The 19,278-nt window shown below is 65.5% G+C and carries 14 protein-coding genes; 7 read left to right on the forward strand and 7 right to left on the reverse strand.

Translation table 11 applies throughout. The features are described 5' to 3' along the window. Nucleotides 1-3: 3 nt before the first annotated feature. The 3 genes from AB8808_RS13970 to AB8808_RS13980 form a co-directional block, all read right to left on the reverse strand. Nucleotides 4-2,190 (reverse strand): copper-transporting P-type ATPase, encoded by a 2,187-nt coding sequence (locus tag AB8808_RS13970; protein WP_369930272.1) that lies wholly within the window; start codon nucleotides 2,188-2,190, stop codon nucleotides 4-6. After that, a complete protein-coding gene (locus tag AB8808_RS13975) occupies nucleotides 2,187-2,603 on the reverse strand; it encodes a heavy metal-responsive transcriptional regulator (RefSeq protein ID WP_369930273.1) in 417 nt (138 codons plus the stop codon). The genes AB8808_RS13970 and AB8808_RS13975 overlap by 4 nt, the downstream gene beginning before the upstream one ends. A gap of 324 nt (nucleotides 2,604-2,927) precedes the next feature. Next, complete coding sequence (locus AB8808_RS13980; protein ID WP_369930274.1) at nucleotides 2,928-3,572, reverse strand: hypothetical protein; 645 nt, start codon at nucleotides 3,570-3,572, stop codon at nucleotides 2,928-2,930. A 673-nt stretch (nucleotides 3,573-4,245) separates the two neighbouring features. Between AB8808_RS13980 and AB8808_RS13985 the strand changes: the two genes are divergently transcribed. The 3 genes from AB8808_RS13985 (at nucleotide 4,246) to AB8808_RS13995 (ending at nucleotide 6,928) form a co-directional block, all read left to right on the forward strand. After that, nucleotides 4,246-5,322 carry a glycerophosphodiester phosphodiesterase family protein gene (locus AB8808_RS13985; RefSeq protein ID WP_369930275.1) on the forward strand — a complete coding sequence of 359 codons (1,077 nt, stop codon included), beginning with the start codon at nucleotides 4,246-4,248 and terminating at the stop codon, nucleotides 5,320-5,322. Between the two features lie 77 nt (nucleotides 5,323-5,399). After that, on the forward strand, nucleotides 5,400-6,092 hold the full coding sequence (locus AB8808_RS13990; protein ID WP_369930276.1) for a peptidylprolyl isomerase: 693 nt from the start codon (nucleotides 5,400-5,402) through the stop codon (nucleotides 6,090-6,092). A 44-nt stretch (nucleotides 6,093-6,136) separates the two neighbouring features. Beyond that, a complete protein-coding gene (locus tag AB8808_RS13995) occupies nucleotides 6,137-6,928 on the forward strand; it encodes a hypothetical protein (protein WP_369930277.1) in 792 nt (263 codons plus the stop codon). 14 nt (nucleotides 6,929-6,942) lie between these two features. Here the strand turns inward: AB8808_RS13995 and AB8808_RS14000 are convergent, their stop codons facing one another. Then, a complete protein-coding gene (locus tag AB8808_RS14000; protein WP_369930278.1) occupies nucleotides 6,943-7,935 on the reverse strand; it encodes an alpha/beta hydrolase in 993 nt (330 codons plus the stop codon). A 66-nt stretch (nucleotides 7,936-8,001) separates the two neighbouring features. Further along, nucleotides 8,002-8,469, reverse strand: coding sequence for a hypothetical protein (locus AB8808_RS14005; protein WP_369930279.1), 468 nt, complete (start codon nucleotides 8,467-8,469; stop codon nucleotides 8,002-8,004). A 361-nt stretch (nucleotides 8,470-8,830) separates the two neighbouring features. Between AB8808_RS14005 and AB8808_RS14010 the strand changes: the two genes are divergently transcribed. The 4 genes from AB8808_RS14010 to AB8808_RS14025 all read left to right on the forward strand — a co-directional run bounded on the left by AB8808_RS14010 (nucleotide 8,831) and on the right by AB8808_RS14025 (nucleotide 17,317). After that, a complete protein-coding gene (locus AB8808_RS14010; RefSeq protein WP_369930280.1) occupies nucleotides 8,831-12,028 on the forward strand; it encodes a TonB-dependent receptor in 3,198 nt (1,065 codons plus the stop codon). 239 nt (nucleotides 12,029-12,267) lie between these two features. Then, nucleotides 12,268-14,523, forward strand: coding sequence for a GH92 family glycosyl hydrolase (locus tag AB8808_RS14015; RefSeq protein WP_506193223.1), 2,256 nt, complete (start codon nucleotides 12,268-12,270; stop codon nucleotides 14,521-14,523). Then, entirely contained in the window at nucleotides 14,520-16,391 is a 1,872-nt protein-coding gene (locus tag AB8808_RS14020; protein ID WP_369930281.1) for a glycoside hydrolase family 2 protein, read from the forward strand. Before AB8808_RS14015 ends, AB8808_RS14020 begins: the two co-directional genes overlap by 4 nt. A gap of 107 nt (nucleotides 16,392-16,498) precedes the next feature. Further along, nucleotides 16,499-17,317, forward strand: coding sequence for a MipA/OmpV family protein (locus AB8808_RS14025; protein ID WP_369930282.1), 819 nt, complete (start codon nucleotides 16,499-16,501; stop codon nucleotides 17,315-17,317). On the opposite strand, the gene AB8808_RS14030 is transcribed toward AB8808_RS14025, so the two are convergent. Together AB8808_RS14030 and AB8808_RS14035 are read right to left on the reverse strand one after the other, a co-directional pair. Then, entirely contained in the window at nucleotides 17,305-18,507 is a 1,203-nt protein-coding gene (locus AB8808_RS14030) for a sensor histidine kinase (RefSeq protein WP_506193224.1), read from the reverse strand. The two genes, AB8808_RS14025 and AB8808_RS14030, sit on opposite strands and share 13 nt — an antisense overlap. Then, nucleotides 18,504-19,190: a response regulator gene (locus AB8808_RS14035; RefSeq protein WP_369930283.1), complete on the reverse strand. Its 687-nt coding sequence runs from the start codon at nucleotides 19,188-19,190 to the stop codon at nucleotides 18,504-18,506. The genes AB8808_RS14030 and AB8808_RS14035 overlap by 4 nt, the downstream gene beginning before the upstream one ends. Nucleotides 19,191-19,278: the final 88 nt, after the last annotated feature.

The following is a 19,278-nucleotide window of genomic DNA, read 5'->3' on the forward strand; positions in this document are numbered from 1 at the left end:
CGGTCAGATCGCCACGCGACGCAGCCGCAACGCGTTGGTCACGACCGACACGGAGCTGAGGCTCATCGCCAGCGCGGCGATCATCGGGGACAGCGTCCAGCCGGTCAGCGGATACAGCACGCCCGCCGCGACCGGCACGCCCACGGCGTTGTAGACGAAGGCGAAGAACAGGTTCTGCCGGATGTTCCTCACCGTGGCAGCGGACAGCGCACGCGCCCGTGCGATGCCGGCCAGGTCGCCCTTGAGCAGGGTGACCGACGCGCTACGGATCGCGATGTCGCTGCCGTTGCCCATGCCGATACCGATATCGGCCGTGGCGAGTGCCGGTGCGTCGTTCACGCCATCGCCGGCCATGGCGACCCGGGCCCCGGCCGCCTTCAAGGCAGTCACGATGCGGGCCTTGTCTTCCGGCGACGCACCGGCGTGTACCTCATCGATGGGTAGCGACGCGGCGACGGCTTCGGCCGTGGCCGCGGCGTCGCCGGTCAGCATGATGCACCTCACGCCGGCCTCTCGCAGTGCATCCAGTGCCGGCTTCGACGAGGCCTTGATCGGATCGGACAGCGACAGCACCGCCGCGAGACGACCATCGACGGCGAGGTACATGACGGTGGCGCCCTTCGCGCGCGCCTTGGCCGCGATGTCGTGGGTCGCGCCGAGTTCGACCCGCTCATCCTCCATCAGCCGGCTGTTGCCCAGCACCACGTCGTGCCCGTCCACGCGACCGCTGACGCCTCGACCCACGTAAACCTGAAAGCCAGAAACGCTGGGGATCGCGACGCCCTCCGCTTCCGCCGCTGCAATGACCGCACGCGCCAGCGGGTGTTCGCTCGGCCGTTCGACCGCGGCCGCCATGCCCAGTGCGAAACCACGGTCGCCACTGAACGTGTGCAGTGCCGCCAGCAAGGGCTTGCCTTCCGTCAGCGTGCCGGTCTTATCGAAGACCAGCGTGTCGATGTCGCGCAGCGCTTCGATCGCCGTAGCGTCGCGGAACAGCACGCCGGCCTGCGCGCCGCGCCCGCTCGCCACCATGATCGACATCGGTGTGGCCAGGCCCAGCGCACACGGGCACGCGATGATCAGCACGGAGACGGCGACGACCAGGGCATGCGCCAGCACCGGCGCCGGCCCGAGGACCCACCATGCCGCGAACGCGACGATCGCCGCCACCACGACGAGAGGCACGAACCATGCCGCCACCCGGTCGGCCATGCGTTGCAACGGGGCACGCGACCGTTGCGCCTCCGCCACCATGGCGACGATGCGGGAAAGCACGGTGTCGGCACCGACATGGTCCACGCGCAGTGTGACGGCTCCGTGCCCGTTAAGCGTACCGCCGGTCAACCGGTCGCCGTCACGCTTCGCTACGGGGACGGCTTCGCCCGTCAGCATGGCCTCGTCGACATGGCTTTCGCCGTCCAGCACCGTACCGTCCACCGGCACGGTCTCGCCGGGACGCACGCGCAGCGTATCGCCCACGCGCAGGCTGTCGATGGCGACATCGCCCTCGTGGCCGTCCGGATCGATGCGCCGTGCCGTCTTCGGCACCAGACCCAGCAGCGCCCGAAGGGCCTCGCCCGTGCGGCGACGGGCGCGCAGCTCCAGCAGATCCCCCAGGGTCACGAGCGTGACGATGACGGCGGCGGATTCGAAATAGACGGCCACCTGGCCGTGCATGTCGCGCATGGAAGGTGGGAACGCCGACGGCACCGCGAACGCGATAGCGCTGTAGAGCCAGGCCACACCGCTGCCGAGTGCGATCAGCGTGTACATGTTCGGCGACCAGGGTTTCAGCGAGCGCCAGCCGCGTGCGAAGAACGGCGCGCCACCCCACAGCACCACCACGCTGGCCAGCAGCGCCTCCACCCAACCCAGCAAGGCGGCCCATGGTTGGTGCCATGCCTGTCCGGCCACGTGCGGGATCATGGCGATCAGGAACACCGGTAGCGTCAGGCCGACGAGCCACACCAACCGACGGCTCAACGTCCGCGTTTCACCGTCCTCGTCGTCCAGGCTGGGCATGGCCGGCTCCAGCGCCATGCCGCACTTCGGGCACGCGCCAGGGCCCTGCTGGCGGACGTCCGGATGCATCGGGCAGGTGTACGTCGTGCCGGCGGGCATCGGCGCGTCCATCCGCGCATCCGTGGGTGCGTGCGTCGTGGCGGTGCCGTGCGAGCAGCAGTGGCTCATGCCCCCGGCTCCGCCAACGCCTTGAGGATCGGGCAATCCTCCGGCGCGCCGTGCCCGGGGCAGGCTTCGACCAGTTCGGACAGACCGCTGCGTACACGCTGCAGCTCGGCGATGCGTTCGTCGATCGCCTGGAGACGCGCCGCGGCACGCTCGCGCACGCCTTCCACGCCACTGTGGCGGTCGGCGGAAAGGGCGAACAGTTCGCGGATTTCCTCCAGCGTGAAGCCCAGATCCTTGGCGCGGCGGATAAAGCGCAGGCGCGATACCGCGGATTCGTCGTATTCGCGGTAACCGGAGGGCCGGCGCTTCGGCGCGGGCAGCAGGCCCTCGCGCTCGTAGAAGCGGATGGTGTCGATAGCGACGCCGGCGCTCTGGGCGATGCGGCCGATGGTGAGGGAGGTGGGTGAGCTCATGGGGGTAAGTCTAGACCCTTTATCTAGGTCAAGGGTCAACCCACTTTGGCGGCTCTCGCTATCGGGTCCCTTAACTTGTCACTCGGGTCTCAAACCCCTTCATTAATCGTTGCGCTGTCACTGCCTATAGCGGATGCAGTTCACCGGGGATGGCATACGCATGCACCTCTCGTCGTAGCCAAATACTCCACACTGGCCGGCTGGGATAGCTAACGCCTCGTAAAAGAGCAGTGTCCCAATCTCCGCTGAAATGCGCAACGAGATCCATAGCGAGGCATCGGACCTTTCCGATGCCTCGTTTGCTCCTACGTCATCAAAACTCGATTAACGATCACAACCAACGAGCTTGAAAATACCGGACCCGATAAACATCCGATCAGAAGCGCTTGCCTGAAGCGTTTCCGGCAGGTCCGGCACGAGAATAAACTTTGGAGCGGGCGAACCCGGCACAGGCATTTCTCCAAAGATCTTCAAGTCATCGTTCCACGCAAAAAACTTCTGATCTCGAATCGGTCGATCACCGCCATCGGGAGTCGGCGGACTCCATCCGCTCTGGTTTGGGTCTTTGACCGAAATCAAGCTGATGTAGCGCGCATTGCCTTGGTCGAAAAGAAACCACAGGTTCTTGGTGCCCGAAAGACTCAGGTGGAAAACCAGCGGCGACGCAAAGCCGTCAACATGCTTGATGACTTTGAAATCTGCTCCCCCCTGTCCAGCACTGTAGTCATAGCGGGCGTGCTCGATGGGACACACCGATGCGGCCAGCGAACTTGCGCAGAAGAACACGCCCCCCAAAAACAGAGGAATTCGCATAATTATTGACTTGCCGAATAGCCCAAGGGTCAACGGGAAAAAGAATGCAGTCCAGGCATGATGCGATACCGGCGCATCCAGCCGAATGCTTTCAATACAGGACGGGCGCAAAGCGTCTACCGCCTCCACGCAAAAAAGTTGCTCCGTGTGGCTCACCTTCGTCCTTTGGCTCCTCCGAGGCTGGGATAGAATCTGACTAGCGTGAGAATTGTGTCAACGAGCAAGTTTTTGCGACTGCGATCTCCTCGGATTTGGGTTACGGCTCGGATAGATTGCGCGGCCGATAGCCAGACTAGAGTGGACACCACGCACCCCACTGCGATTGGGGCCGCAGCTGCGGTAGTCAGCTCCCAAGGGTGACGAAGGATGAAACCGGCTGCGACAAGGTTCAACGCGTGCTGGCAATCGGCCGGTGCAGTTGCTGGATGCGGATACCCGATACGTTTCCGTGGAGTACCCCAAGGGTCGCCCAGATAGGACGAGCATGGCTGTCGCACGAAAGCCATGGGAGGAAAAAAGTCCCTGTTTGGCCTCGGCCATGGCACGACGTGCTCGACCCGCATCATCGCGGGTGTAAGGGACACCATTCGCCAGAACGTCGATGTCAAAGTTGACGCTGACCGACAGGCCTGAGCGGCTACGACACACGCTACTGCATTGAAGCCTTGCCGACATCGAAGGGTTACCCACCCATAATATATCAGTAATAGTTACTAATTAAGCTATGGTCGCGTCTGCAGCGCCGGTCCGTGTCGAACCCGGCCAGGCATGAAGCCGTCGATGACGTTCACGCCGAGCCGGATCCCCATAACTCACATGAGAATGACCCATGACCACATACACACGTCGTCGCATCACGGCAGCCCTCGCGCTGCTCATCGGAGCGGGATCGCTCGCACAGGTATCCCATGCCGCCTGCCTTCCTGTCGGTAACCGGATGGCGGCGCTCCTGAAAACCGAACCCACCCACCAGGTATCCGTGCTCGCACACCGTGGCCTCTGGGGCAAGGGATCGCCCAACCCGGAAACCCCCGAGAACTCGCGCGCCGCGCTTCAGGACGCGGATGACCAGTGCATGGACGCGGTCGAACTGGACGTCAAGATGACCTCCGAGGGCGTACCCGTGCTCATGCACGACTTCAACCTCGGCCGCACCACGGACGTCTACACAGCTTTCCGTGGCGGCACCAAGTACGATCCCAACACCGATAGAGGCACCAATCCGACGGTCGCCTCGGTCAGCTGGAACACGATCCAGAACCTCCATCTGCTGACGCCGGGCCGCACCCAGGTCACCGGCTATTTCGTGCCCGACGTGACGGGCGTGTTCACCTACTGGAACCAGCATGGCCTCCGCACACCCATGATCTTCGATACGAAGACCAAGGATGCGGTCAAGGCCATCGACCGGCTCGCGCAGGAAAACTTCGCCGTACCGTCCAAGGTAGTCGGCGCGAAAGTGAATGCGACGCTTTATCCGTCCTATGCGGCCTTCAAGGCCGATGCGCCCACGATCGTCGGCATCCCGGTGTTCACCACCAACATGTTGACGGTGATCGACGTACCCACCGCACGTCGCAACTGGAGCAACGCGGCGGCGGTCGAGATCAACGTGAAGCAGCCGAACGGCTTGCTGCAGGGCCAGCTGGATCTCGCCAAGCACGACGGCAAGGCCGTGGGTGTCTTCAACGCCCTTCCCGATGCACCGGGCAACGGCAACTTCTACAAGAACACTGGCGTGTGCTGCTACACGCTGGCCAGCATCTACTTCTCGTATCCGGGCGGTAAAGACACTGCCGATGATCGTGGCAATTGGGACTATCTGGTGAAGCAGGGGTTTACTTTCATCACGACGGACGATCCGAGGGGCCTGATCGGCTTCCTCAAGTCCCGCGGTCTGCACTGACGTAGCAGGGAGGGGGATGCGCGTCGTCCCCCTCTTCCGCTTCGATGTCCGTCTCCTGCCAAAGGGTCATGCCCACCATGTCCATTCGTCATCGCTTCACCGTCGCCGCCATCGTCATCGGTACCGTGCTGTCCAAAGCATCGGCCACGCCTCCGACTTCCACGCCGACGACACCTCACAGCGCAAACATCACCCTGACGGTCCCGATCGCACGGGATGTATCCCCTGCGGAACGCGAGCGCCTGCGCGCATCCATCACCATCACCCCCGACGACGTACGCCAGAGACTGGCTGCGCATCCCTATGCCTATGACGAGTTTTCGTTGAGTCATATCTTCGTCGCAGTGGGCCCGACCCGCGATGGCAGCCAGCGCTCCGAGAGCGAGGCGCTCGCCCGGGCAACCGCCCTCAGGAAAAAACTGATCGCCGGAGCCGACTTCGCCACCGTGGCACAAGGCGAGTCCGACGATCCCCAGACCGCCGGCGATGGCGGTGAACTGCAGCCGATGCTGGGCATGTACGTCGCCGCTCAATTCGTTTCCGCCATCAGCCAACTGCACGACGGCGAGGTATCGCAACCCGTGCGAGGCCCGCAGGGCTATCACCTGATCCTGGTGCAGCAGCATGTGGTCGCCACGTATGAGAACTCGCACAAGCTCATCGAAGCCGTGCTTCGCGACGAAGCCGTCGATACCCTGATCGCCAGGTCGGGCAGTCCGACGCACCGCACGCCGGACAAGGCGCCGTCCGATTCACCTGGGCGCCGGTAGTCGTGCGGACTGTGCCGTGCCATCGCCGGCGGGTCGCTCTTGTCGTGGCAACGCTTGCCGCGCTCGGCATCTTCGGCACCGTTGCAGGCGTCTCGCATATGCCTGCGCCCGCGCTGATCGTCGGCAACGCAAGCGAGCGGAATGGCCCGGCGCATCCGTCGACGGCAGCGCGACGGCTAGCGGAAGCCCACTCCCCCGCGATGACGGACCACCGACATGCAAGCGCCATGGACGCCACGGCCGCGAAAGCGGAGTCCGAGGCTGCCGTCGATCGAATGTGCCTGATGGCCGCTCGGCAGCGGGCGGAGGATGGCGACCGTGACAAGGCCGGCACCGGCCGCGACGAACCGATCGAATCGAGGCGCACGTTGGCCGCAACTTGCGCAGCCCGGCCCATGCCATCCGACGACGCTGTCGACGCACTGCTGCGCACGGCCGCGGCGGCGGGCAGTGCCGGCGCAAAGCGAGCACTGCTGGAAGCGAAGCTGCAACAGGACGAACAGGATACCGACGCCGTGGCCTCGGGGCTGTCTGCATCGGATCGCGCAACGGTACGCGCTTACTACGCCGACGATGTACAGGCCTTGCGCGAAATGGCGCTGCATGGCGACCTCCAGGCCGCCGGCCAGATGGCCGATCTCGCGGAAAACGGCAGGCTGGTCGAACACGATACCGTGGCGGCCGCGGCGTGGCGGCTCTATGCCAGTGCTACGGCCACAGGCTCGCTACCCGGCGACCACATCCTTTCGACCGATCCCGCGCTGGACGACTTCGGGGACCGTGACCGCGCCACGGCCGTGGCAGCTGCCAAGGATCTTTACGCGCAGCGGCGTTGAGCGAGGATGTTCGATCAACCGGGTTTGCCGGGCAACGCCCAAAGCAACCCACGCGTAATCACAGCCGGGAAAACTGTCATATGATCCTCGTCACCCACGGTGGTCATCTGGATATGCAATCCCGGGTAGTGCTTCGCTTTCAGCTCGGCGACGAAGCGCCGGGCACCGGCAACCATGTCGGTACTGTGGTTGAAACGCGGGTCGTGCGAGCCCGGGGAAAGCGACTCGTAGCTGCCCAGCACGATCAGCACATGGGCGGGCATGTCGCGTCGCGTTGCCATGGCTTCGTGCAGGCGCGCGAACTCAACGTCATTGCCGAACTGGAACGAAGGGCTACCCAGGATGTAGTACTGGAACATGCCGGGATCGTGGACCAGGATATCCGCGCCCAGCAACCCGCCGTACGAATGGCCCGCGTAGATCTTCCGCTGCATGTCGGCCCGGTAGTGCCCGGCAATCAGCGGGAAGACCTGGTCCTTGATGAAACGGGTATACGCTTCGCCGCCGCCATGGACGACGGCGCGCCCCGGCATGTCGGAAGCAAGTTCGGGATCGCCATCGGGCGTCGGGGTGTAGTCACGGCGCCGGCTGTATTCCGGCGTCTCGCCCACGGCATACGACAAGCCCACGAGGATGAAGGCCTCGGTACCGCCTTCGTGCTCGCCCACGCGACGGGCGATGCTGCGGATGAGCGGGAACGCGTAGTTGGCATCCGTGACGAACAGCACGGGGTAGCGACGCTCGGGATGGTCCGCGTAGTCACGCGGCAAGCTGACGAACACCTGGTAATCGCGATCCGTGCCTTCGGCGTGCAGCGTACGCACCTCGGTACCCTCGAGTACGTAGGGTTGCGGCATGGCTTCGGCGGGCGCCGGTGGCGCCATCGCCGGCCGGGCCGTCGACGCGGGGGGCGGTAGGGCTGTTGCCGGTGGCTCGGCACCGGGACGTGAGCAGGCAATCATCACGGCGCACAGCGCCAGTAATCCAAACGTGGTGCGATAAGCCATCCGTTGCGTTTCCCCTGATCGACAGCGGCCATTGACGCACGAGCGGCGGCGCCTCGGCAAGCAACGCTACATGTCGCGAAGGAGAGCCGCACGGCGACGGTCTTTATCCCGACCGAACAGATGGAGCACGCGTCGCAGTTCCGCGGGTGAAGGCAGGCGAAGACGCGCGGCATACACGTCCAGCGGGCGCGATTCATCGATGCGCACGGGTTGCCACGCGTCCTCTACGCACACCTCCAGCCCGCCCATGATTTCCACCGGCATTGCCGTGAACGCGTAACGCGCAAAGCGCGAACGAAACAATCCGCCGTCGGGCGGCTGGTAGTGGTGCAATCGTCGCGACTGCCACACCTGTTCCAGGTGTCGCGCATCGTCGGTCGTGGTCAGGATATCCAGGTCGGCGACCTCGATGTCTGCACCGACGAGGCATACAGCGGCGCTGCCGATTACGAAGGCATCGCTCGTCAGCAGCCGGCCGAGATCGTGTTCGATGTCGGCGAGCGCGGCGCCGATACGCATGTCGTTCTTCGTCATCGTGTCAGCTTAATGAAGTGAGCGTCACGTCGCACTTTACCCTCGTGATTTTTTGCGGCGCAGCGTGACACGCCGCCGCTTTGGCGGCCTAATTCCGGCCAGGGGATTTAGATCGATCCAATCAAGAGACATCGGGCCATGTCGCGAAGACGGGCCCGGGGGTTTCGTGCAGGAAAAATTTCGTCGGTAACACGCGTCACAGGTGCCGCCTGCGGCTTGCGGTGTTGCCGGACCTTCGGGATAGGGGTCCGAAAGGACAAGGGGGAACGCGTGCAGACATAGGCCATGTGCAGGGTATTGACGATCGGGGGATCTCCACGCCGCCGTCGCGGCGCACACGACTCGAGGGAAGTACATTCACATGACCTATCTGCCACGCTTGCTCACGCGCAGGCCGCTTTGCGCCGCCCTTGCCACCGCAACACTGTCCGTTGCCGGCTGTCTTGTCCTTCCTGCACCGGCCTTCGCGCAGGCATCCACGCCACCTGCCGCACCCACCAGCGCTCCGCCGCAGGTACAACCGGCCCATGCCGCCAGTGCAACGCCCGAAAGCGACACCCGCAAGACGGACAAGCCCAAACCCGGCGAGCCCGGAAGCACCACCACCATGGATGCCGTGGTCGTCACCAGCTATCGCCAGTCGATCGACCAGAACGTACAGGACAAGCGTGAGGCCAACTCGATCGTCGAGGTGATCAACGCGCAGAACATCGCGCAGTTTCCCGCCAAGAACATCGCCGATGCGCTGGCGCACGTGCCGGGTGTGGTCATCAGCCGCGAATCCGGCGAAGGCAAGACAGTGAGCATCCGCGGCCTGGCGCCCGAGCTCACCCTCACCCAGTTGAACGGCAACTATGTCGCCTCGGCCGACACCTCGGCGGGCCTGACGCGCTCGTTCAACTACACGCTGTTCCCCGCCAACATGTTCTCGGACATCAAGCTCTACAAAAGCCTGGAGGCGCGTCTCGACGAGGGCGGCATCGGCGGCAACGTGGACCTGCGCACGCGCCGGCCGCTGGAAATGGCCGCCAACGAAGGCTTCGTGACAGGCACCGCGGCCGGTTCGGACACCAGCAGCAAGCTCAAGCCGCAAGGTTCGGCCCTGTGGTCGTGGAGGAACAAGGACGAGACCTTCGGCATACTGGTGGCGGGCTCGTACCAGAAGCGTCATGCCACCACCCACTCCGCCGATGCGGGAAGCTGGCACTGGTGGTCGGACAACTGCACCGACCGCGATGCGTGCACGCAGCCGCCGCGCAACGTCCACGGCGGCACCTATGCGGCGGATGTCAATTCGAACATCGACCTGTGGCCCGGCGGCGGCGTGGTCGACCAGGCCGGCAACGTGTCCAACGGTTTCTGGATGCCGCAGCAGTTCTCCACCACCCGCAACGAGCTGGACCTGAAGACCAAGGGCGCGCAGGCGACCATGCAGTTCAAGCCCAGCGATCATTTTCTGCTGACGGGTAACTACTTCCGCTTCGAGCGCCAGCAGACCCAGATCACCAATACCCTGGAAGTGCCCGAATGGGGCCTGCCCAGCAACAGCAACTACGCCGACCAGCAAGGCCGCCTGCTCGCGCCGAACGGCTTGACCTTCGACCCCTCGCACACGATCGTCACCGGGGCCAACTACCGGCTGCCGGCGGCTGGCGTGGGCTGCAATTCGACGGTCAACCCGTCGACGGGCGCGACCCGCCAGGCCGTGGATGTCTGCAACACCGAGATACCTTGGTTGAACGGCAACTACTCCGTCGAGAAAGCCACTTCGCAGACGCTGAACCTGGAAGGCGAGTGGGACAACGGCGGCAGCCTCAGCGGCTCGTTCAACGTCGGCCGCACGTGGGCCAAGGGCGGTCCCTCGGTAGAGCTGGGCATGGCCGCCAAGCCGCGCAATTTCGTCGACGGCCAGTGGGTCAACGGCAGCAACGGCGCCGCGTGGACGCTCAACGGCAAGCCGACGCTCAGCGCCGACGGGCAGACGCTGCAGAACATGCAGAACGGTGCCGGCCAGGTGGACCTGGGCTCCACCGGCTCCAACATGGTCAACACCAGCAACTCGCAAAACTTCGCGCAGGCCGACTTCACCTGGGCCTTCGACTCGCACTGGATGCAGTCGCTGCAGTTCGGCGTGAAGACGTCCGATGCCCATGCCGAACAGCAGAGCAACGAAGTGCGCTGGTACTGCAAGGGCACCACCTCGCAGTTCCAGACCTGCGACCCGAACGCCGGCCAGCTGCCGCCTGGCTTTTTGCTGGCCAACTCGCTGGATGGCAGCAGCGAGGCCTACAACGACAGCACCTTCCCGGCGATCAACTTCCCCGCCTACTACAACCATCTCAACTCGACGTACGACCGCGTGCTCTACAACAAGCCGCAGAACAAGTCGTCGATCGGGGAGAAGATCGCCGCGGCCTACGTGCAGGCCAACTTCGATACGGGCACCGTGCGTGGCAACGTGGGCGTACGCTTCGTCACCACGAAGCAGGACCTCACCGTGGCCAACCAGGTCACCACCAACAACGCGGTGTACTACCACAACGCGGCGGGCAACATCCTTATCTGCCCGGCCTCGGGCGTGAACGCGGGCGGGGGCGCCTGCGCACCGGGCGATTTCCAGTACCTGCCGCGGGAGGTGGCGGTCATCGAGGACTTTACCAACTCCAGCACCACCAAGCGTTACAACAAGTTCCTGCCCAGCTTCAACGTCGCCTGGACCGTGGCCGATGACATCATCATCCGTGCCGCCGGCTCGCAGGCCCTGGCCCGGGCCAACTACACCGACCTCGCGAAGCTGGGCAGCCTGACCAACAACACGCAGGACTACTACAACGACCGCAAGCAGTTCGGCGCCCCGCTGCCGGGCTGGTACGGCAGTGGCGCCAACGCGGACCTGAAGCCGTTCACGGCCACGCAGTTCGACCTGGCCGGCGAGTGGTACTACGCCGAGCACTCGGTGGTCGGCATCGACCTGTTCAAGAAGGAAGTGAAGAACTTCGTCGTACCGGTGACGGTGAACAACATCGACGTGAACGTCGGCGGCACCCAGACCAACTTCATGCAGTACAGCACCAATGCCAACGGTCGCTCGGGCACGTCCAAGGGTATCGAGCTCTACACGCAGCACACGTGGGACTCGGGCTTCGGCTACATCGGCAACTACACGCTCAACAAGACCAACGAAACACCGGTCTCGCTGGGCGACACGCAAGTGGGCAAGTCCGAGCTGATCGGCAGCGCGAAGTACGCGGCCAACGTATCGGTGTTCTACGAGAAGAACGGTCTGCTGCTGCGCGCCAGCGACAACTGGACCGGCCGCACGATGCAGGGCCTGGCCTCGGGCCTGCCCATCTACGCGCAGCCTTACCACCAGATCGACGTGAACGGCGACTACGAGTTCAACAAGCACTTCATGGTTACCGCCTCGGTCATCAACCTGACGAAGTCCACGCCGCATACCTACCTGGGCGGCGACACCCGCGCCCGGCTGGTCCAGCTGCTGTATCCCGGACGCCAGTACTACGTAGGTGTGACCTACAAGTTCGGTGCGGATAGCTGAGCACGATCGTACGAGCGGGGCCGGTGCGTCGTGCCCGGCCCCGCAACCGTCTCGCCCGCCTGGACCCGATCATGAAGCCCTCCCCTGCATGCCACCGCGGGCCGTCCCCCTACGGCCGCACTCTTCTTGCCGTGGTGCTGACGAGCCTCGCGCTCGACGGTGTCGCCGCGAACCGATCCACCGCGGAACCTCCCGCTATGGCACGCGCGGCGCCATCCTCGACGCCCTCGCCCGTAGACTTGGCCAACCCGCTCGTGGGCACCGCGCCGCTCGATCGGCAGGACCTGATCGGCAATGCCCCGCCACCGGGCGAGCCGCTGTATACCGGCATGACCACGCCCGGTGCCAGCCTGCCGGAGAGCGCCACCGAGGCGGCGCCGGTCAACATCAATACCGACCTGGGTTTCGCCACGGGCGTACCCGTGGCCTACGATTACCGCCGCCCGGCCATGATCGGCTTCACCGGCGGCGGCGCCACGTACGGCGCTCGCGGCGCTCCCATGGTGATGCCCGTGGTCGGCGACTGGACGGTGCCACCCGACTACACCACTGCCGCGTACGACAAGGCGACGGAGAAGGCATCGCCCGGTTACTACGCCGTGGACCTCGCCACGTTCCACACGAGGGTCGAGCTGACGGCCACGCAGTGGACCAGCCTCATGCGTTTCACTTTTCCCGAGAGCCACCGCGCCAACGTCGTGCTCAACCTGCGCAGGGACGGCGGTGACGTGGAGGTGGTCGGCGATCGCACGATCCGCGGCGTGGCCAAGGCCGGACGGCACGATCGCGACGCGGACGGTCCGTTCTTCGTCGCCGAGTTTTCCCGCCCGTTCACCGTCTTCGGCAGCTTCCACGCCGAGGTGACGCACCAGGGCGAGGGGCTGGGACGCGAGGATGTGCAGACCGGCCGCCGTACGGTTTCCGGCGACTATGCCGGCGCCTACGTCACCTTCGATACGAAAGCCGGTGACCAGGTGGTGCTTCGCATCGCCCATGGCCACAGTGCGGCCGAAGCCGAACAGCGCCTGCACGCGCAGGACAGCGACACGGATTTCGACCGCGTGCATGCGAAGGCGCGCGAGATCTGGGCACGCCTGTTTAACCGCGTGCAGGTGGAAGGCGGCACGCCGAAGCAGCGCATGCTGTTCTATTCGACGCTTTATCACTCGTTTGCAAGCCCGCGGATGATCGCGCGCAAGGGCGAACACTACACCGATAGCACCGGGCACGACCGGCTCGCGACGTACGACCAGTACGGCCCCGTGCCGTTCTGGGATACCGGACGCAACCAGATCGCCCTGCTGATGCTGCTCCAGCCAGAGGTGGTGAAGGACATCATGCGCTCCGAACTGGATCGCGCTCGCGTACGGGGCTATATGAACACCTCGTTCCACGGCGATCATGCGGTGTTGCTCTACGACGGTGCCTGGCAGCGCGGCATCGATTTCGACTACGCCGCCGCGTACGAGTACCTGCGCAAGAACGCCACGGACCCGAAGGGGCCGCGCGGTTACCTGGCCGAATACGATACGCAGGGCTGGATCGCCGACACCTTGCCGGAAGGCAGCCCCAGCCCGCCGTATGCCGGCGGCAAGGCGGGCGTGGCTACCACGCTGGAATACGCCTGGGACGACCACGCGCTGGCCGACGTCGCGCGCCGCCTGGGCAAGACCGACGATGCGGCGATGTTCGAGCGTCGCGCGGGCAACTACCGCCACGTGTTCGATCGCTCGACCGGCTTCTTCCGTGGCCGCACGGCCAACGGCGCCTGGATCTCGCCGTTCGATCCCGGTGAGCCCTACTACAACTTCATGATGAAGGAAGCCTCCGGTTGGTCCACGCTGTGGCTGGTACCGCACGACGTGCAGGGGCTGGTGGACCTGCTGGGCGGCCGTGACGGATTCAACGCGAAACTCGATGCGTTCTTCGCCACGCCTTATACGGCCAAGGGCATCTGTCGCGACTGCACGGGCCTGATCGGCCAGTACGTGCAGGGCAACCAGCCGGACCAGCAGGCGGCGTACCTCTACGCGTGGAGCGGCCAGCCGTGGAAAACGCAGGCACTGGCACGTCGCATCCTCAGCCAGATGTATGGCAGCGACGCCACCGGTTACGGGTATCCCGGCATGGACGACCAGGGCTCCACCTCGTCGTGGTACGTGCTCAGTGCGATGGGCTTCTATCCCGTGGATCCCTCGCGGCCGGAGTACATCATCGGCAGCCCGATCTTCGATCGCGTGCGCCTTCGCCTGGACAACGGCAAGGTGTTCGAGATCGTTGCGCGCGACAACACGGATGCCAACCCGTATATCCAGTCCGCCACGCTCAACGGCAAGCCCTGGAACAAGCCCTGGTTCAGCCATGCGGACATCGCCGATGGCGCCACGCTGGTGCTGACGATGGGCCCGAAACCAAATACCGCCTGGGGCAGCGACCCGCACGCTGCGGCCCCCTCCATGACGACCGTGAACCCGAACGGCAAGGATCCTCGATGACCGCTACGACACAGGTACCCCACAACCGCCGTCTCCGGGCGATCATGGCCATGACGATGGTCTTCGCCCCGGTGGCCATGGCCGGCATCGACCCTGCCGTCGCGTGGAACGGCAAGGTTCCGCCACTGGCCACGCCGTGGACGTCCAGGGTGACACCGGACGACGCGCTGCCCGACTATCCGCGCCCACGACTCGCCCGCCCGTCGCTGGACCATCCGCGATGGATGAGCCTGAACGGCCTGTGGCAGTACGCCGCGTTCGACGAGCAGACCACCCCGCCCTTCGGCCAGGCGCTGAAGGAAAAGGTCCTGGTGCCCTATCCGGTGGAGTCGGTGCTGTCGGGTGTGCAGAAGCATGCGGATTTCATGGCGTATCGTCGGCTCGTGGACATCCCGGCCGCTTTCACGGCAAACGGCCAGCATGTCCTGCTCCATTTCGGCGCCGTGGCCCAGGATGCGACGGTCTACGTCAATGGCAAGGAAGTCGCACGGCATACGGGTGGGTATACGTCCTTCAGTGCCGATATCACGGCCTTCCTCGTGCCGAAGGGCGCGCAGGAAATCACGGTGGTCGTGCACGCACCCGTCGATGGCGCCAACGTCATGGTCGGCAAGCAGCGCCTGAAACCCGAGGGCATCTTCTACACCGCCGCTTCCGGCATCTGGCAGACGGTATGGATCGAGCCCGTGCCGGCGACCTACCTCGTTCAACTCGACGCCATCCCGACACAGCGTCTGGACGCGTTCACGGTGACGTCGACGCTGGGCGGGGATGCCGCGAACGCCACGCTTCATGTCACCGCCTACGCGAACGGCAAGGCCGTCGGCGAAGCCCATGGCCCCGCCGCCAAGCCGCTGCGCGTTGCCGTCGCGCAGCCGCATCCATGGAGCCCGCAGGACCCGTTCCTGTACTCGCTCAAGGCCACCCTTACGCACGGCAGCAAGCGCGACGACGTAACCAGCTATGCCGGCCTGCGCAGCATCGGCATCGCGAAGGTTGGCGGCCGCAACAGGGTGGTGCTCAACGGCAAGCCCACCTTCCTGCTGGCAACGCTGGACCAGGGCTACTGGCCCGACGGTATCCACACCGCGCCGACCGACGAGGCGCTGCGGTTCGACATCCAGAAGACCCGCGATCTCGGCTTCAACACCATCCGCAAGCACATCAAGGTGGAGCCGGCACGCTGGTACTACTGGGCCGACCGCATCGGACTGATGGTGTGGCAGGACATGCCGGCGCTACCGAACGGCCACAACGACACCTTGAGCGAGGCCGACAAGGCCGGCTTCCGCCGCGATGTCGACGCCATCGTGGACCAGCTCAAGGGAGAAACCTCGATCATCGGCTGGATCCCCTTCAACGAGGGCTGGGGACAGTGGAGCGTGCCCGCCGCCGCCGAACTGGCCGCGCAGATAAAGCAGCGCGATCCGTCGCGCCTGGTCAACGCACGCAGCGGCGCGAATTGCTGCGATACCAAGGGCGATCCGATGGCGGGCGACATGATCGACATCCACGATTACCAGGGCCCCGGCCTGCCCGCGCCGGATGCCACCCGTGCCTCGATGGACGGCGAGCATGGTGGCCTGACCCTCGGCGTACCCGGCCATGTCTGGCCGAACACGCCGATCAACCCGTACGGCGAGGTGAAGGATGCCGCCGCGTTGAACGACGGCTACGTGGCCAACACCGCGGTGCTGCGCGACAAGGGCCCGGGTATCGGCGTGTCGGGGGCGGTGTATACGCAGATCACCGACGTGGAAGGCGAGCACAACGGCCTGTTCACCTACGACCGCAAGGTCGAGAAGGTGGACGAGGCCCGTGTGCGCGCCATCAACGAGGCCACGATACGCGCGGGCAGTTCGCCCTGACGATCGGGCCGGCGACGCCCGTCTCCATCAAATCTTGAAGATCCATGAAGGTCATCTTGACGATCGGCGCCTAGCCTCACGGTTGCCCTCCCCCTCAGGAACCCTCCATGACATCGCCAAGAACCTTCCGTGCCGCGCGCACCCTCTCCGCGCTCGGCCTGGTCACCGTGACGACCTTCGTCGGCGCGCAGGACGCCGCGCCGGCGTCCTCGCCCGATTCCAACGCGCTGCAGGCCGTGTTCGGCGTGGCGGCGGTATCCGCACCGCGCTATGCCGGGTCCAGGCGCGACCGCATCCAGGTGCTGCCCGTCGTCTCGATCGCCAAGGGCCCGTGGTTCATCGACACGCTGCGCGGCGTGGGCGCGCAATACCAGACGCAGGGCGGCTTCTCGGTCAGCGAGGCCCTGCACTACGACTTCGGCCGCCGCGACCGCGACGACGGCCTGCGACCGGGCGCGGACGAACTACGCGGCATGGGCGACGTGCCCGGCTCCGTGGTCAGCCGCACCATCGTGGCCCAGCAGTTCAGCCCGGTGCTTTCCACCAGCGCCGAGGCCGAGTACTCGCTGAGGGACGGCAACCATCGCGCCCGTTTCCGCGCGGGGCTGCAATGGGCGCTGATCCAGCGCGACAGCGACATGCTGACCTGGAACGCGGACATCCATGCCGGCAACGCCTCGTTCAACCAGGCCTACTTCGGGGTGTCGCCGTTTCAGGCCACGCGCACCCGCTTCACGCCTTACCGCGCTGCGGGCGGCGTTTATGCCTACTCCAGCACGCTGACCTGGACCCACGTGTTCAGCCCACACTGGTCGACCAGCGTCACGCTGAGCGGGCTGCGCTACACCGGCAAGGCCTCCGACAGCCCCATCGTGGCGCGGCGCACCGCGGTGACCTCCGCCGTGGCGATGAACTACGCGCTGTAACCGCCGCGCAGGGGCAACGCGACCGTCACCCGCAAACCGCCGTCGGCACGGTTGGTGGCGAGGATGGTGCCGCCGTGGGCTTCCACCACCACGCTGGCGATGGACAAGCCCAGCCCGCTGCCGCCCGAATGCCGGCCGCGGGAGTGCTCCGCGCGCCAGAAGCGGTCGAAGATGCGCGGCAGCTCGTCGGGCGGCACGCCCGGACCGCGATCCTCGACCGCGATGCGCGGCGCGGCGCCTTCGTCCGTCAGGCGGATGGCCAGCGACCGCCCCGCGGCCGCATAGCGGATGACGTTTTCGATCAACACGGAAATGACCTGGCCCAGGCGGTCGCGGTCGCCGTACCAGCGCAACGAGGCGGGGCCGTCCACGCTGCATGCGATACCGGCCTCGTCCAGCGCCGGTGACGACCAGGCCACCCGTTCGGCGATCAGCTCGGCCAGGTCGAAGCGGTCTTCGCTCAGGCGCAGTTCGCCCGCCCGGGCCACCGAGAGGAAATGCAGGTCGGAGACCAGGCGGTTCAGCTGCACCAGCTGGCGCAGGATCATGCCCAACTGCTCCGGCTCGGGCTCGAACACCCCGTCGAGGATGCCTTGCAGGCGGCCCATCGCCGCGTTCAGCGGTGTGCGCAGCTCGTGCGCGAGGATGGCGCTGGAGTCCAGCACCTCGCGCTCGTAGCGCGACAGCTTCTCGCACATGGCGTTGAAATCGCCGGCCAGCCGGTTGAGCTCGTCCGGTGCGTTGGGCACGTGCTCCGCGCGTGCGGAGAAGTCGCCCTGGGTGACCCGTCGCGCGGTCGCGGCCACGATGGAAAACTGCCGGGACAACGGCCGCGACGTGACCAGGCCCAGCAGCACGATCACCGGCACCGAGGCCAGCACCAGCGCGTAGAACAGCAGCCAGTCGGTACCGACCAGGCCGGGGACCAGGTCCTGCGGCCGGTAGTACTGGCGCAGGTAGCCCCATAGCTCGGCCTCGTGCCGTTCCGGCGCCTCGCTGAGCACGGCGATGCGATCGCGTGTGGCGGGGGGGATGCGCCGCTCGATCGTGTAGGCCTCGATGGCGAACCGCAACCACATGCACAGCGCGATAGTCAGCACCACGCCCAGGGCGAGCAGGCTCATCCGCACCGCCACCCAGCGCCATAGCGAGCGCCCGCGCACGGGCTTCAAGCGATCGGTGTCCTTCATCGGTAGCGGTAGCCGACCGAGCGCACGGTGACCAGCACCCCGGTGACGTCCAGGGCCTCGAGCTTGCGGCGCATGTTGTGCACGTGCGTGTCGACAACGCGCTCCAGCGCATCGCTGTCCGGCAGGCAGGCCTCCAGCAGCTCGGCGCGCGTGAACGCCTTGAACGGTGTGCGGATCAGCAGCGCGAGGATGCCAAACTCGGTGGGAGTGAGATCCAGGACGACCGTCCCCCGTTGCGCATGGGCCACGGTGGCCATCACCGATTCGGTATCGACGGTGACCGGGCCCTCCACATAGGAGGCTACCGTGGGCGACACCGGCACCGACCGCCGCAGCACGGCGTGTACCCGCGCCACCACTTCGCGGGGGCTATAAGGCTTGACGATGTAATCGTCGGCGCCGTAACGCAGGGCGCCGATCTTGTCCGGCTCGTCGCCGAGCGCCGTGAGCATGATCACCGGTGTCTGGCTGCTTCGACGGATGGCCGAGAGCACGTCGGTGCCGCTGACCAGCGGCAGCATGACATCCAGCAATACGATGTCCGGATGCCACTGCGCGTGGGCCTCGATGCCGCGCTGGCCGTCGGGTGCGATATGGACGTCGAAACCATCCTTGAGCAGATAGGCCTGCAGGATGCTCGCGCTGTCGGCATCGTCTTCCACGACGAGCACACGTCGCACCATGGCGTTCTCCCTTGATGAAATCTTGAAGAAAGGCCGATGAAGCCTTGAGATACGTCTCTGACAATGCGCCCAGCTTATCAGCCCGGGA

The sequence above is a fragment of the Xanthomonas sp. NCPPB 2632 genome (genome assembly GCF_041228075.2).
In the GTDB taxonomy this organism is placed as follows: domain Bacteria; phylum Pseudomonadota; class Gammaproteobacteria; order Xanthomonadales; family Rhodanobacteraceae; genus Luteibacter.